General features: G+C 66.2%; 14 protein-coding genes and 1 tRNA gene. 5 read left to right on the top strand and 10 right to left on the bottom strand.

Annotated elements, in window-relative coordinates; translation table 11 throughout:
- Positions 1–32: 32 nt before the first annotated feature.
- Together CAFEA_RS01005 and CAFEA_RS01010 are read left to right on the top strand one after the other, a co-directional pair.
- Positions 33–1,232 (top strand): DNA polymerase III subunit delta', encoded by a 1,200-nt coding sequence (locus CAFEA_RS01005; protein WP_063937774.1) that lies wholly within the window; start codon positions 33–35, stop codon positions 1,230–1,232.
- Between the two features lie 65 nt (positions 1,233–1,297).
- A tRNA-Thr gene (locus CAFEA_RS01010) sits at positions 1,298–1,370 on the top strand.
- On the opposite strand, the gene CAFEA_RS01015 is transcribed toward CAFEA_RS01010, so the two are convergent.
- The gene (locus CAFEA_RS01015) at positions 1,370–3,013 is read right to left on the bottom strand and encodes an AMP-binding protein (protein WP_063937772.1); all 1,644 of its coding nucleotides are present in this window, start codon (positions 3,011–3,013) and stop codon (positions 1,370–1,372) included. The genes CAFEA_RS01010 and CAFEA_RS01015 overlap by 1 nt on opposite strands.
- Before the next feature lie 53 nt (positions 3,014–3,066).
- Between CAFEA_RS01015 and CAFEA_RS01020 the strand changes: the two genes are divergently transcribed.
- From CAFEA_RS01020 to CAFEA_RS01030, 3 genes are read left to right on the top strand one after another with little or no spacing between them, the layout of a single operon-like run.
- Positions 3,067–3,891 (top strand): GDSL-type esterase/lipase family protein, encoded by an 825-nt coding sequence (locus CAFEA_RS01020; RefSeq protein WP_063937769.1) that lies wholly within the window; start codon positions 3,067–3,069, stop codon positions 3,889–3,891.
- 10 nt (positions 3,892–3,901) lie between these two features.
- On the top strand, positions 3,902–4,996 hold the full coding sequence (locus tag CAFEA_RS01025; RefSeq protein ID WP_063937767.1) for an S-(hydroxymethyl)mycothiol dehydrogenase: 1,095 nt from the start codon (positions 3,902–3,904) through the stop codon (positions 4,994–4,996).
- Positions 4,997–5,617 (top strand): MBL fold metallo-hydrolase, encoded by a 621-nt coding sequence (locus CAFEA_RS01030; protein ID WP_063937765.1) that lies wholly within the window; start codon positions 4,997–4,999, stop codon positions 5,615–5,617. It abuts the gene before it with no gap.
- On the opposite strand, the gene CAFEA_RS01035 is transcribed toward CAFEA_RS01030, so the two are convergent.
- The 9 genes from CAFEA_RS01035 to CAFEA_RS01075 all read right to left on the bottom strand — a co-directional run bounded on the left by CAFEA_RS01035 (position 5,614) and on the right by CAFEA_RS01075 (position 14,167).
- On the bottom strand, positions 5,614–5,985 hold the full coding sequence (locus CAFEA_RS01035; protein ID WP_063937763.1) for a DUF2304 domain-containing protein: 372 nt from the start codon (positions 5,983–5,985) through the stop codon (positions 5,614–5,616). The genes CAFEA_RS01030 and CAFEA_RS01035 overlap by 4 nt on opposite strands.
- The gene (gene ppgS, locus CAFEA_RS01040) at positions 5,982–6,671 is read right to left on the bottom strand and encodes a polyprenyl-phospho-N-acetylgalactosaminyl synthase PpgS (RefSeq protein ID WP_063937760.1); all 690 of its coding nucleotides are present in this window, start codon (positions 6,669–6,671) and stop codon (positions 5,982–5,984) included. Before ppgS ends, CAFEA_RS01035 begins: the two co-directional genes overlap by 4 nt.
- Before the next feature lie 13 nt (positions 6,672–6,684).
- Positions 6,685–7,482, bottom strand: coding sequence for a glycosyltransferase (locus tag CAFEA_RS01045; RefSeq protein ID WP_063937758.1), 798 nt, complete (start codon positions 7,480–7,482; stop codon positions 6,685–6,687).
- Between the two features lie 2 nt (positions 7,483–7,484).
- Complete coding sequence (gene rfbA, locus CAFEA_RS01050) at positions 7,485–8,348, bottom strand: glucose-1-phosphate thymidylyltransferase RfbA (RefSeq protein WP_063937756.1); 864 nt, start codon at positions 8,346–8,348, stop codon at positions 7,485–7,487.
- 93 nt (positions 8,349–8,441) lie between these two features.
- Positions 8,442–9,359 carry a hypothetical protein gene (locus tag CAFEA_RS01055; protein WP_063937754.1) on the bottom strand — a complete coding sequence of 306 codons (918 nt, stop codon included), beginning with the start codon at positions 9,357–9,359 and terminating at the stop codon, positions 8,442–8,444.
- Between the two features lie 65 nt (positions 9,360–9,424).
- A complete protein-coding gene (locus CAFEA_RS01060) occupies positions 9,425–10,753 on the bottom strand; it encodes a sugar nucleotide-binding protein (RefSeq protein WP_063937752.1) in 1,329 nt (442 codons plus the stop codon).
- A 1-nt stretch (position 10,754) separates the two neighbouring features.
- Positions 10,755–11,738, bottom strand: a complete 984-nt coding sequence (rfbB, locus tag CAFEA_RS01065) for a dTDP-glucose 4,6-dehydratase (protein WP_063937750.1) — start codon at positions 11,736–11,738, stop codon at positions 10,755–10,757.
- Between the two features lie 6 nt (positions 11,739–11,744).
- Positions 11,745–12,923, bottom strand: coding sequence for a hypothetical protein (locus tag CAFEA_RS01070; protein ID WP_063937748.1), 1,179 nt, complete (start codon positions 12,921–12,923; stop codon positions 11,745–11,747).
- A complete protein-coding gene (locus CAFEA_RS01075) occupies positions 12,920–14,167 on the bottom strand; it encodes a M1 family metallopeptidase (RefSeq protein WP_063937746.1) in 1,248 nt (415 codons plus the stop codon). The genes CAFEA_RS01070 and CAFEA_RS01075 overlap by 4 nt, the downstream gene beginning before the upstream one ends.
- Between the last annotated feature and the right edge of the window lie 3 nt (positions 14,168–14,170).

Here is a 14,170-nt window from a genome sequence, read left to right on the forward strand (position 1 = left end):
ATCACCTTAGCGCGCGGGTAGTGTGATCATCCGTGACTACCCGTAGCGTCAGTGAGCGGCTTGCCGGTACGCCGGCGGTGCGCGAGGCAATCATGTCGGCGGCGAAGGCCGCAAGGCTTGGCGACGGCTACGCCATGACCCACGCCTGGCTTTTCACCGGTCCTCCGGGGGCGGGCCGCTCGCAGGCCGCGTTGGCGTTCGCGGCGGCGCTGATGTGCACCGACCCGGACGAGATCGGGTGCGGGCGCTGCGAGGCGTGCCGGTTGGCGTTGGCGGGCACGCACACTGATCTGCTGCACGTGGTGCCGCAGCGGGTGAACATCCCGGTGGATTACGTGCGGCGCACGATCGTGCCGCAAGCAGCCCGCCTGCCGACGGTCGCCGCCTGGCGCGTCATCGTCATCGAAAACGCCGACCGGTTGAACACGGACGCCGCCGACGCGTTGCTGAAGACCGTGGAGGAGCCGCCGGAGCACACCGTGATCATCATGTGCGCCCCGTCGGCGGACCCGCAGGACTTTTCGCAGACGCTGCGTTCGCGCTGCCGCCACCTGTACGTGCCGGCGCCGACGGAGCACGAGGTCGTGCGCATCCTGGTCGAAGAGGAGGGCGCGACCGAGCACGACGCGCGCCTTGCCGCCGCCGCGACGATGCGGCACGTGGGGCGTGCGCGGCTTTTGGTGCGCTCGGACCAGGTGCAGAAGCGCCGCTCCATGGCGATCAACCTGGCAGAGCTGGTGTTCCACGGTGCGCAGGCGTTCCAGGCCGTCGGCGGGCTGGTCAAAGCGGCGGAAACCGAGGCGGTGGAGGCCCACAAGGCCGAGGACGAAGCCGAGCGCGCGAAGCTGGAAAACGCGCTCGGCATGGGCGCGAAAGGCAAGGGGGCGGGCAGGGCGTTGGGTGGCGTTGCGTCGTCGATAAAAGCGCTCGAAGAGGAGCAGAAGAAACGCGGCACCCGCCGCAAACGCGACATGTTCGACCTGGTCCTGGTGGACCTGGCGGGGGTGTACCGCGACGCCATGATCATCCAGTCCGGTGCCGGTCTTGCCCTGATCCACCCGGACTACGAGGGCCTGGCGCGAGAGATCGCGGAGCGCACCACCCCAGAAGACCTGGTGGAGTGCCAGGAGGCCATCGCGCAATGCCGCGAGCGGCTGGCGCAGCAGGTGCAGCCGGCGGTGGCGTTTGGTGGGATGCTCGGCCGGATCCGGCTCGCCTGCAAGGTGTCCTGAGCTGCCGGTTTCTCAGTTCCCTTCGGCTGCACTACACTTTCGCGGTGGTGCATCTTGTATGCCCGGCCACTATAGCTCAGTCGGTAGAGCATCTCACTCGTAATGAGAAGGTCGCGAGTTCGATTCTCGCTGGTGGCTCAATTTTTTTGCCCTAAACCGGGAAGAAACCGCGGCACGACCTTGCCAACAGCGTTGCGCGGCAGCTCGTCCACGAAGTACACGTCCCGGGGGATGGAGTGGTCGGCCAGGTGGGCGCGCACCCAGTCGCGCACCGCATCGGCGGTGAGGTCGGCGCTTTTTACCACCCACACGGCGATGCGTTTGAACATATCGTCGTCGTCGACGCCGTGCGCGTACACCTCGCCGACTCCCGGCATGTCCTCGAGCACTTCCACCACGGATTGCGGGTGGACGTTTTCGCCGCCGACGATGATCATGTCGTCGTTGCGTGACTGCACGTGCAGGTACCCTCGGTCGTCGAGGTAGCCGAGGTCGCCCATTTCCACCAGGCCGTCGATCTCCACCATCTCGGTCGCCGGGTTGGTGTAGCCGCGCAGCGCGGTTTCGTTGTGCAGGAAGATGCGGCCGGTTTCGCCGGTTTGGACTTCGTTGCCGTGGTCGTCGTAAAGCTTGAGCACCGTGCCGGGCGGGATTTTGCCCACAGTGGTGGGGTCGGCCTGCATCTGTTCGGGCGAGGCGGCCGCGGCGAGTGCGAGTTCGGTGGAGCCGTAGATGTTGGCCAGAATCGGGCCGAAGCGCTCGGTGGTGCGGCGCAGCAGCGACGGGGTGACGGCGTTGCCGGCGGAGGCGAGGTAGCGCAGCGTGGACGTGTCGTAGCTTTCCTCCAGGTCCAGCATCTGTTTGAAGAAGATGGGTGAGGAAATCAGCCCGTCGCAGCGGTATTTCTGGATGTCGCGGAAGCAGGCCTCCGGATCGAAGATGCGGCGGGTGACGATGGTGGAGCGCGTCGCCAGCGCCACCTGGAGGGCGGACCAGCCCCAGGTGTGGAAGATCGACGCGGTTAGTTGCACGGTGTCGCCGGCGCGCCACGGGATGGCTTCGAGGTAGCCGGCGACCACGAACGGCATGCGCGGTTCGGGCCGCACGATGCCTTTGGGGATGCCGGTGGTGCCGGAGCTCATCAGGACAAGGTTGCCGTGTTGCGGCCAGCGGGGCAGTTGCCTATCGACGTCCATCCGGACCACCTGCCCAATAGAGAGCCCGGCGCCGCCGTCCTCGTGCGCGCGCACGATGGTGATGCCGGCGGTGTTGGCAGTGTTGGCAGTGTCGGCGGGGAGGCGGTCGGCGAACTCGTCGTCGATGAACAGCACGTTGATGTCATTTTCGGCGAAGATGCCCGCGAGCTGCTCCGGCGAGGAGCCGATGTTGAGCAGGAAGATGTGTGCCCCGACGTAGCCTTTGGCGGCTAGCGGGAGGATGATGCCGCGGCCGTTTCGGGCCATGACGCCTATGCGCAGCTCGTCCAGGCCGCGTTTTTCCTGCACGTCGAGGAGCCACTTGGCTAGGGTGCGTGAGTCGTCGCGGAGTTGGCGGTAGGTGGTCACGCCCGTGTCGTCGATAAGCGCGATGCGGTCCGGTGCGGCGGCGGCGCCCTGTTCGACTTCGCGGGCGGTGGTGAACCAGTAGCGCGCGAGGTTGGGGGTGAGTGCGAGGGCCGCGCGGGGGCCGCCTTCGGCGCTGACGATGCCGGCGCGTGTAACGGCGGGCACGAAGCGGGCGAAAGACTTGAGTAAGAACAGCGGACGGTGAGTGGGTCGCATGTGGATAATGTAGCCTACTGTTACGCAAGAAACCTCTGTGAAAGGATTTCGCCGTGTCATTTTCCCGCCGCCTTGCCGCCATTTTCGTTGCGGCGGCCGCGCTTGTCGCCCCGCTCGCCCCGGCGGCGCAGGCGCAGGACCGCAACATGGTCATCTTCGGCGACTCTGTCATCTCCGACCCGAACATGGGCCAGTGGGCCGCCGGCAAGCTGGGGCTGGACCCGCGCGGGCGCTCGGATAACGGCACCTGGTGCCCGACCTCCCCCACGAACTGGGGCAAACGCTCCGCCGCCAAGCTCGGCCTGGCTGCGCGCGACTACTCCTGCACCGGCGTGGTGACCATCTCCAAGGGACCTGGTTTCTTCCAGCAGGTGGACCGCGCGATCGCGGACCGGGGCCTGTCCCCGGCGACGGCGCGCGTGATCATCTCCGCAGGCTTCAACGACACGTACAACAACAACTCGCGCCCGGACGGCGACATCCGCCGCGACTTCACCCGCTACATGGTCCCGCAGATCAACCGCATCCGCGCCGCCGCGCCGAACGCGCGCATCCAGATCGTGGGCTACCCCAAGATCACCGCCGGCGACCGCGTGTGCCTGTTCCACATCGCCCCGAACGTCGCAGACGCCACCCGGTTGGTGGAGGCGCAGCGCTGGGAGAACCTCGCGCAGTGGATGCAGGTCGACGCCGCCCGCGCCGCTGGCGTGGAGTTTTTGGACCTGAAACCCTCCACCTGGCACAACAACATGTGCGCCCCGGACAACAAGCGCATGTGGGCCGGGCTGGTGGACTTCTACGGCGGCCCGGGCAACCTGCCCATCCACGTCAACCAGCGCGGCCACGAGCACGTGGCAAACGTCATTGCCCGCTCCTAGTCTTGGGGGCATGACACAGACTGTTCAAGGAGTAATCGCCCGTTCCAAGGGCGCCCCGGTCGAGGTCGTGGACATTGTGATCCCGGAACCCGGCCCCAACGATGTGGTGGTCAAGGTCCAGGCCACCGGCGTGTGCCACACGGACCTGGCCTACCGCGACGGCGACATCGAGGACGCCTACCCGTTCCTCCTCGGCCACGAAACTGCCGGCATTGTGGACCAGGTCGGCGAGGACGTCACCCACGTGCAGGAAGGCGACTTCGTGGTGCTGAACTGGCGCGCGGTGTGCGGCGAGTGCCGCGCCTGCCGCAAGGGCGACACGAAGAACTGCTTCAACACCCACAACGCCTCGCAAAGCATGACGCTTGACGACGGCACTCCGCTCACCCCCGCACTCGGCATCGGCTCCTTCGCGGAGAAGACCCTCGTGCACGAAAAACAGTGCACGAAGGTCGACCCGGACGCCGACCCGGCGGCGGCGGGCCTGCTCGGCTGCGGCATCATGGCCGGCCTGGGCGCCGCGGTGAACACCGGTGACGTGCAGCGCGGCGAGTCCGTGGTCGTGTTCGGCCTCGGCGGGGTCGGCTTGGCGGCTGTCGCCGGTGCCGCGTTGGCGGGGGCGACAACGGTGGTGGCTGTAGACGTCGATAAGCGAAAGTGCGACGCTGCATCCAAGTTCGGCGCCACCGACGCCATTTGCGCCAAGGACATGAGCGAGGACGAGGTGATCGAGGCCGTGCGCAAACTCACCGGCGGCTTCGGCGCCGACGTCGCCATCGACGCCGTGGGCATCCAGCCCACCTGGCGCCAGGCGTTCTACTCGCGCGACTTCGCCGGCCGCATGGTCATGGTCGGCGTGCCCAACCAGACCGACCACGTGGACATCCCCGCGATCGATCTCTACGCACGCGGCGGCTCCATCAAGCCGGCCTGGTACGGCGACTGCCTGCCGGAGCGCGACTTCCCCGCGTACGTCCAACTGTACAAGCAGGGCCGTTTCCCGCTGGGCGAATTCGTCTCCGAGCGCATCGGCGTCGGTGACATCGAGGAATCCTTTGAAAAAATGAAGCACGGAGACGTGCTGCGAAGCGTGGTGGAGTTCTAAATGCGCATCGACAACGTAGTCACATCCGGCCTGTTCAAGCTCGACGGTGGCGAGTGGGAGGTGGACAACAACGTTTGGATCGTCGGCGACGATTCCGAGGTTTACATCATCGACGCCGCCCACAACGCCGAAGCCATCGCCGAGGCGGTGGGAAACAGGCGCGTGAAGGGCATTTTGGCCACCCACGGCCACTCCGACCACATCGACGCCGCGCCCGAGCTGTCGCGGCTTGTGGACGCCCCGGTGTACCTGCACCCCACCGACGGGTTTTTGTGGCAGCGCCAGAACCCGGGCGCGCACTACCGCCAGCTTCTCGACGGCGCCACGTTCACCATCGCCGGCACCGACCTGCGCGTGATGTCCACCCCGGGCCACTCGCCGGGCTCTGTAGTCATCTACGCCGAGGAGGCCGGCGAGCTGTTCTCCGGTGACACCCTGTTCCAGGGCGGGCCGGGCGCGACGGGACGGTCGTTCTCCTCCTTCGACACCATCATCCACTCCCTGCAGAAGTCCGTGCTGGACCTGCCGGCGGTGACGGTGGTGCGCACCGGCCACGGCGACCACACCACCATCGGCGCAGAGGCGCCGCACCTGGAGGAGTGGATCCGCCGCGGCTACTAGCGCTGCTGGTTAGCGCCGCGCGGTGTCCGCACTTGCCCCTGCTCCGGCGCCTGGGCGTTCTGCAGCGCGACGGCGCGGGCCAGGCGCGCGTAGCGCAACTCCTGCTCGCGGAAGCGCGTCCACGTGGAGACGGTGACGAAGAAGAACGCCACCACCAGCACGTACAGCATCAGGTCGGTGCCGCGGGCCACACCCAGCCAGTTGGCAAGCACCGTGACATCGTCGGGGCGGGCAATCGCCCACACCGCCGCCACCATTAAGAGGGCGAAGCCGATTTTTACCCAGGCTTTGGCGTTAGCTTTTCGTCGATTAGCAAAGAAGTACCAGGCCAACGCGACAATGGCGAGCAGCAACAACGCTTGGATCATGGCAACCTCCTTGCAACGAGCCCGTCGGCGAGGATGTTCACGCCGTTGATCAGCGACTGGCCCTTCGACATCGAGTACTCCGTGTAGAGAATGTCCACCGGCTCCTCGTCCACGCGCCAGCCGTGCTTGTCAATCATGGAGACGATCTCCGAGGCGTGCGACATCCCGTTCATGCGGATGTTCATCTCCTCGGCCACCGTGCGGTTGAAGGCGCGCAGCCCGTTGTGGGCATCCGTGAGCCCGAGCTTCTTCGTGCGCGGCGACAGCATCACCACCGTTTTCAGCACGGCGCGCTTGATCCACGGCACCTGCGAGTTCTCCTGGCCGGCGAAGCGTGTGCCGACGACGATGTCCAACGGCTCAGTGCGCAGCCGCTCAATCATGCGCACAACGTCTTTTTCCTGGTGCTGGCCGTCCGCGTCGAAGGTGACGAAGAACTCGGCGCCCGGCTGTTTGCGCGCGTATTCCACGCCGGTCTGGATCGCCGCGCCTTGGCCCAGGTTGACCGGGTGGTCCACCAAGTGGGCGCCCGCGGCGCGGATCTGCGCGGCGGAGTCGTCGGCGGATCCGTCGTTAACGCCCACGATGTTGGGGAACGTCTCGCGCGCATTCGTGAGCACGTCGAAGATGACCGTGCCCTCGTTGTAGCAAGGCACGATCAGCCAAGTGTCTGAAAATCCGCTCATATCGCCCGTTAGGTTACTCCCCGCGGTGGAACAAAGCGGCGTACACGCGCCGGAGCAAACCTGTGGGTAGCGCGCGGTATGCGGTGCGCGCCGTCAGGTTGAACGCCGCCCGCGGGCGCGAAACAAGGCCGTAGGCGACCAGGTTGCGCTGCATCTGCGCCTCCGCGGCGAGCATCTCGCGGCCGGTGCGGCGGGAAAACTGTGCGTCGGTGACCTGGAAGTCCGTAAGCGCCTCCGGCAGGTTGCGCACCTGCCAACCGCCCGAGATCAGGCGCGCGTAGAGGTCGTAGTCCTCCATGAAGTGCACGTCCCGGTAGCCGCCGACCTCCTTGACGGCGCGGGTACGCAGCATCACCGAGGGGTTGTTCACCGGCGAGTTCATCTTCGCGTACGCGTGCGGATCCTCCGGCAGGGCGCGCACCTTGCCGGTGTCGCCGGGGGTTTCCGCGAACTCTTCGACCGCGGTGCCCAGCGCGCCAACCTCCGGGTGCGCCTCCAAGTACTCCAGCTGCCGTGCGAAGCGTGTCGGTTTCGCGGCGTCGTCGGAGTCCAGCCGTGCGGTGTAGTCGGAATCGATCGTGGCCAGGCCAGCCTGCGACGCCGGGCCCGCGCCGACATTCTCAGGCAGCCAAATTACCCGGGCATCTTGCCTCTCGACGACCCTCCGGACACCCTCCGACACCGGCCCATCCGCCACAATGACCAGCTCGTCCGTGGGGCGGGTCTGCGCCTGCAGGGAATCGAGGGCGCGGACCAGGTCGTGTTCATCGGTGCCGTGGTAGACGGTCACCAGTGCGGTAATCCTCGCCATGGTTAGTCCCTTGCTGCGTCGATGAGGTAGCGGCCGTAGCCGGATTTCAGCACCTGCTCGCCCAGGGCCTCCAGCTGCGTGGCGTCGATGAAGCCTTCCCGGTAGGCGGCCACCTCCGGCGAGCCGATGACGGTGCCGGTGCGCTTTTGCAGCACCTCCACGTAGGCGCTGGCCTCGCTCATGGAGTCGATGGTGCCGGTGTCCAGCCACACATCACCCCGGTGCAGGCGGTGCACCTTCAGGTCGCCGCGGCGGAGGTATGCCTCGTTGACGGAGGTGATCTCCAGCTCCCCGCGCGCCGAGGGGGTGATGGATTTGGCGATGTCCACAACATCATTGTCGTAGAAGTACAGCCCCACTACGGCGAAGTTGGACTTCGGCTCGTCGGGTTTTTCCTCGATGGACAGCGCGGTGCCGTCCGCGTCGAACTCGACCACGCCGTAGCGCTGCGGGTCGGAGACCTCGTAGGCGAAGATGGCGCCGCCGTCGATGTCGCGCACCTGGCCGAGCACCTGGGCGATGCCGCTGCCGTCGAAGATGTTGTCGCCGAGCACCAGCGCTACCGAGTCGTCGCCGATGAACTCCTCGCCGATCAAAAACGCCTGCGCCAGTCCCTCCGGGCGGGGTTGTTCGGCGTAGTGGAGCATGATGCCGAGGCGTGAGCCGTCGCCAAGCAAACGCTCAAAGTTCGGCCGATCCTCCGGCGTGGTGATGATCAAAATCTCCCTGATACCCGCGCTGATCAGCGTGGATAGCGGGTAGTAGATCATCGGCTTGTCGTAGATGGGCATGAGTTGCTTCGAGATGCCCTGGGTGATCGGGTACAGGCGCGTGCCCGAGCCGCCGGCGAGAATGATGCCCTTCATGAATGCGAAGTCTAGTTGGCCAGTATGCGGGCCTTCACATGCAAAACACCCAACAACGCGCGGAGCGGTGCTGGGTGTCGATAGTGTTCGAGCCTAACCCAGGCCCGGGACCTGAAAGCCTAGCTGCGGAGCGACAGCCGCTGCGATACCTACCACGGCAAGGACAGCTGCGATGATGCCAATGATGATGCCAGCGGTGGAAGAGCCCTGCTCATCCTGGGCCTGACCGGCATCGACGCCGGTGTTCTGGTCTGCCGGCTTGGACGGCTTGGACGGCTTGGACGCGGTGGTGCCGGTCGGGTAGGCGACAGTAGCGTTGCCGCCGCGCAGGCACGCATCCGCGGCCTTCATGTGGGCGTTGAAGAACGGGTTCAAGCTTGCGAAGTATTTGCCGGAGGGGGTCTTGTCAAAGGTCGTGTAGAACCGCTGAAGTTGGGTCTCGTCGCCCAGGACGTCGGTCACGCCGAAGAGAAGGATGAGCATCAATCCGATCATGTTGCCCTCGAACTCGTCGTCGATCGAGCTGGCTTCGACGAAGTAGTTCTCCCAGTCCTCCGGTTCGTACTGAGAACCGTCGACGAGGCCGTGTCCGTAGGCAGCATCGGCACGAAGAATCAGGTAAAACGCGGCGGTTTCCTGGTTCATACCGCTCGCGCTCAGGCGGTTGACGTACGAGTCGGACTCCACGGAATTAAGTGCTTGGTTGAAGGATTTGCGGGTCTTGTGCCCGGTGAGCTGGTGCTGGTAGGCATCAACGAAGTCGTTGCCGACCGCGCGTGCGCCGGGGTACGCGGCTTCGAGGCCCAGGTTAATGTCACGGGCTAGTGCTGGATCCAGTTTCGAGTACAGTTCTCGCGACATTGCGTCCAGGTAGCTTTTCTCAGCAGCGGTCAGTGTTACCTTGCACTGGTTTTGCTCCAGCGGGCCGATCTGGGCGGCGTATGCGGGAGCAACGGTGGAAACGGCGACTGCGGCGGTGGTTGCAGCGGCGAGGAACCGGGACTTCTTCATGGGAATCTCCTGAGAAAGTGGTGGGGGCGACCTTAGTGTAAGGCGCGTGCCGCGTTCTGTCCCGGTTATCGCAGCGCGACGTAGAGCGCCAGCGCGGCGCGCCAGTTCGTCGGGCTGAAGCCTGCGGCCTTGATTTTGTCCAGCGCCAGGGTGGATTCGCGCGGGCGTGGCGCCTCCACGCCGAATTCGGCGCCGTACTGCTCGGTGGTCACGGGGTGGACGTCCGCCGGGTCGCCGCCGACGGCCACAAACACCGCCATCGCGATCTCGTCGCGCGTGGCGGCGTCGCCGTCGGAGGTGATGTTGTACACCCCGTACTCGGCGCCGGTGCGAAGCAGGTGCGCGATGCCTTTCGCCAGGTCTTCGGCCCAGGTGGGGCGCCCGCGCTGGTCGCACACGACTTTCGGCGCGACGCCGCGATCAGCCAGGTCGGCCATGACGGACATAAAGTTGCGGCCGTCGCCGAACACCCAGCTCGTGCGCACCACATAATGCTTACGCGCGACCTGCGCGGCGGTGTCGCCCGCGGCCTTCGACGCGCCGTACGCGCTCAGCGGCGACGGCACCTCAGTTTCGTCGTGCACCTCGACGTTGCCGTCGAAGATGTAGTCGGAGGAGACATGGACGAGCGTGAGGTCGTGCTCATTGCTTATCGACGCAAGCTCCGCCGGCGCCGCCGCATTCACCCTCCATGCCCCGGCCCGGTCGTCTTCCGCGCCGTTGACGTCGTTGTAGGCGGCGCAGTTCACAATCGCCCAGTAGTCCGCCCAGTTGATGCCGGCGCGTTTCGCTGAGTCGGCGGCGTGGCAGATGTCGAACTCGTCGTGGCCCACGAAGTGGGCTTCTTTGTCCGACCAGATTTGGCGCAGCGCGCGCCCCAACTGGCCGTTGGCGCCGGTGACGAGGATGCGGCGTGGGGGCAGCGGAGTGGCGTCGACAAGCAAAGGATGCTCGAGGTCTTTGGCGGACAGTTCGGTGGGCTCGAGCGGCCAGTCGATTTCCTTGTAGGAGCAAAACGTGCCGCCGGGGGAGTAGCGCTGGTTGACCAGGTAGATGTAGGTGGTGTCGTCCTCGAGCGCCTGGAAGCCGTTGGCCACGCCGCGGGGGACGTACACGGCGGTGTCCGGGCCGATCTCGCAGGTGAATTTCTCGCCGAACGTGGCGGAGCCTTCGCGCATGTCCACCCACGCGCCGAACACGCGGCCGGTGGCCACGGAGACCCACTTGTCCCACGGCTCGGCGTGCATGCCGCGGGTCGCACCGCGGCGGGCGTTGAAGCTGACGTTGTGCTGCTTCGGGGTGAGTTTTTGGCCGGACCAGTTCTCTTTGAACCAGCCGCGGTTGTCCTCGTGGACGGTGAGCCGGTGAACCTCGAGGCCGTCGATGGTGGTCATTTCACTGTCCCCTCTCCGCGTACCCGCGTTCAATGCCTGCCTTGTCGTCTTCCCACCACCAGCGGTTGTCGGTGTACCAGTCGATCGTCTGCTGCAGCCCGCTGCGCAGGTCCGTGTGCTGCGGTTGCCAGCCGAGCTCGCGGCGCAGCTTGGCGGCGTCCATGGTGTAGCGCTGGTCGTGGCCGGGGCGGTCGGCGACGTGGACGTATTCGCCGCCCATGAGCTCGCAGATGGTCTCGATGACCTGCTTATTCGTGACGTGAGCGTCGCCGGGGTTGCTCGCACCGATGTTGTAGGTCTCGCCGATGCGCCCGCGCTCCAAGATGGCCAGGACGGCATCGTTGTGGTCGTCCACGTGGATCCAGTCGCGCACCTGCGCGCCGGTGCCGTAGAGCTTCGCGGGCTGGCCGGTGAGGATGTTCGTGATCTGGCGGGGGATGAACTTCTCTATGTGCTGGTAGGGCCCGTAGTTGTTGGAGCAGTTCGAGATCGTCGCGCGCACCCCGAACGAGCGCACCCAGGCGCGCACCAGGTGGTCGGAGCCGGCTTTCGTCGCCGAGTAGGGCGAGGAGGGGTTGTACGGCGTGGTCTCGGTGAACGCGTCCGTGCTGCCGAGCTCTAGGTCGCCGAAGACTTCGTCGGTGGAGATGTGGTGCAGGCGTTTGTCGAACTTCCGCACCGCCTCCAGCAGCGCGAATGTGCCGTTGATGTTGCTGTGCACGAACGCGGACGGGTCCCTCAGTGAGTTGTCGTTGTGCGATTCGGCGGCGAAGTGGATGACGGCGTCGCTGGCGGAAACGAGCTCGTCGATAAGCGGTTGCTCGCAGATGTCCCCGCGCACGAACTCAATGCCCTCGGGCAGGTTCGCGCGGTTGCCTGCGTAGGTGAGCTTGTCCACGACCACGACGCGGTAGCGCTCGGACGCCATGCGCGCGAAGTTCGACCCGATGAAACCGGCGCCGCCGGTGACCAGCAAAGACTCCATACCCGGCTACCTTACAAGGCCCACCAGGTGCACGAGCGCACCGACGATCGGCCCGGCGAACAGCGCCACCACAACCGTCGTGGCGACGCCCCACGGCGCGAGGAACAACACGGCGAACGCGGTGGCGGTGGCGGCGAGCCAGCCGGCAACGTAGAACGCGTGGCGCTCTAAGGCGAGCACGGCCACGCCGGTGATCATCAGCATGCCCATGAACGCGGAGGCGAAGGTGAGCAGGCCGAGCGTGAGCCCGTCGACAAACAGCTCCGGTTTGTACGCCACCCGCAAAATCCACGGGCCGATCAGCCAGGCAGCCGCGAAGCCGACGATGCCGACGCCCATGATCGCGCCGACGGGCGCGGCGAGCGCCCTGTAGACAGTGTCGCGGCGCTCCACGAAGCGCACCACCAGCGCCGATTGGAAACGCTGCAGCGGCACCAGCACCGGCGCGCGAGTGAGCATGACGGCGTTGTTGATCGCGGCGACAGCAGCGCCAGCAGTTGCCGCGGGGAAGGCGGCGGAGGCGGCGGTGGGGAAGCCCGTGATCAGCGCGGCCGACGCCCCGGAGGCCACCATGGCGGAGCCGACGCGGCGCACAAACGCCCCGCGGTCCACGTCCAGCTGCACGCGCACCGGGGCCAGCGCCAAGACCACCGCCCAGCTCAGCGCGCCGATGACGGTGATGGCCAAAAACTCCACCAGCCCACCGCCGAGCGCCCACACCACCACCGCAAGCACGAGGCGCACACCGGAGTCCAGGGCAACCAGCGCGGCGTAGCGGTTCCACAGCCCGGAGCCGCTCAAGATGCCGGAGAGCACCGCCTGGAACGCGTAGCTGAGCAGGCCGAACGCCAACAACCCCGTGGCGGTGCCCGGGTGGGTGGGCACGATGCGCCCCATGGCGAAAAGCCCCACAAGCAGCACAACTGCAGCTAGTGCCACGCCGATCGCCGCCCCGAGCTTCCACGGGTTGGCGTTGCCGCGCACCTGCGTCTCGCGCGAGGCTGCCACGGCGCGGGTGGTTTCCTGTGTGATGCCGTCGATGAGCCCAGTGCAGGCGAAAAACAAGCCCCAGTAAGCCAAGAAGGAGTTGTAGCCGTGCTTGGCGTCCAGGGCCCAGCTGGCAATCCACATGACCACAAAGCCGCTGGCAGCGGCGAAGATGGTGGCCAGGGAGAGGTTTTTCACGGGCACTCCGGAAGCTCGGGGTGCTGGATCCACGCGTTCAGGATCGGGGAGATGTCCACACCCTGGCGCTTAAACGCGTTGACCAGGTCGAAGGTCTCCACGATGCCGTGGGCGTTGGTGGCCACGTAATCGCGCACCGCGTTGAAGAACACGGCGTCGCCGAAGGCGCGGCGCAGCGCGTGGAGGGTGATGGCGCCGCGTTTGTACACGCGGTCGTCGAACATGTCGCGCGGGCCAGGGTCGGCCAGGGTGAACTGCATGGGCGTGATTTTGGCGTAGTGGGTGCGCACGGAGACGTCGATAGGCATTCGCCCCGTAAAATCCGCCCACAGCCACTCGGCGTAGCAGGCGAAACCCTCGTTGAGCCAGATGTCCTCCCACTGCGCGATGCCCAGCGAGTTGCCGAACCACTGGTGCGCCAGCTCGTGCGCGATGAGGCGCTCGTTGCCCTGCAGGTGGTTCACGCCGAAGATGGACAGCCCCTGGGCCTCGAGCGGGATCTCCAGCTCGTCTTCATGCACGACCACCTGATAGTCCTCAAACGGGTAGTGGCCGAAGACGGTTTCGAAGTAATCCAGCATGGCCTGCTGCTTGTCCAAGTCGCCCACCTGGGTCGCCGCCGGCAGCCACGCCACCGTGTTGCGGCCCAGCTCCACGCGGTGGAACTGGCCCACCTGCACCGTGGCCAGGTAGGTAGCCATGGGGCGGGCGGTGGTGTTGGTCACCGCCACGTACCCGCGGTCCGCGCGCACGTTGAAGGTGTAGGTGGCTTTCTCGTCCGGGGTGTCGTCGCAGGGGAACCAGGACGGCGCGCCGTTGGGCTGGTTGGCGGTCAACGCGCCGTTTTCCAGCTCCTCCCAGCCCAGCAGGCCCCACGCGGTGCGGCGGGGGCGCGGGGAACCGGCGTAGCGGATGGTCAGCTGCATCTCCGTGTCCACCGGGATGAACTGGTCGAAGGTGATGCGCAGCTTGCCGCCGTGGTGGCGGTAGCGCTTGATGCCGATGCTTCCGGATACCTCCACGCGGCGTACCGACAGGCCCTGGGTGAGGTCGAGGGTGAGGTGGTTCAGCTCCCGCCAGGTGCTCAGCGTCAGGGTCGCAGTTGCTTCGAGACGGTTCGGGGCAACCTTGTAGTCAAAATCCAGGTCGTAGTGCGTGACGTGGAACCCCAGGTTGAACTCCACGCCGGTGTAGCGGTCGCGGGTGCCGGGGATGGGTGTGGAGCGAAGCCTCAGGTTTCTCATATC

The organism is Corynebacterium afermentans subsp. afermentans, assembly GCF_030408355.1.
Classification (GTDB): Bacteria; Actinomycetota; Actinomycetes; order Mycobacteriales; family Mycobacteriaceae; genus Corynebacterium; species Corynebacterium afermentans.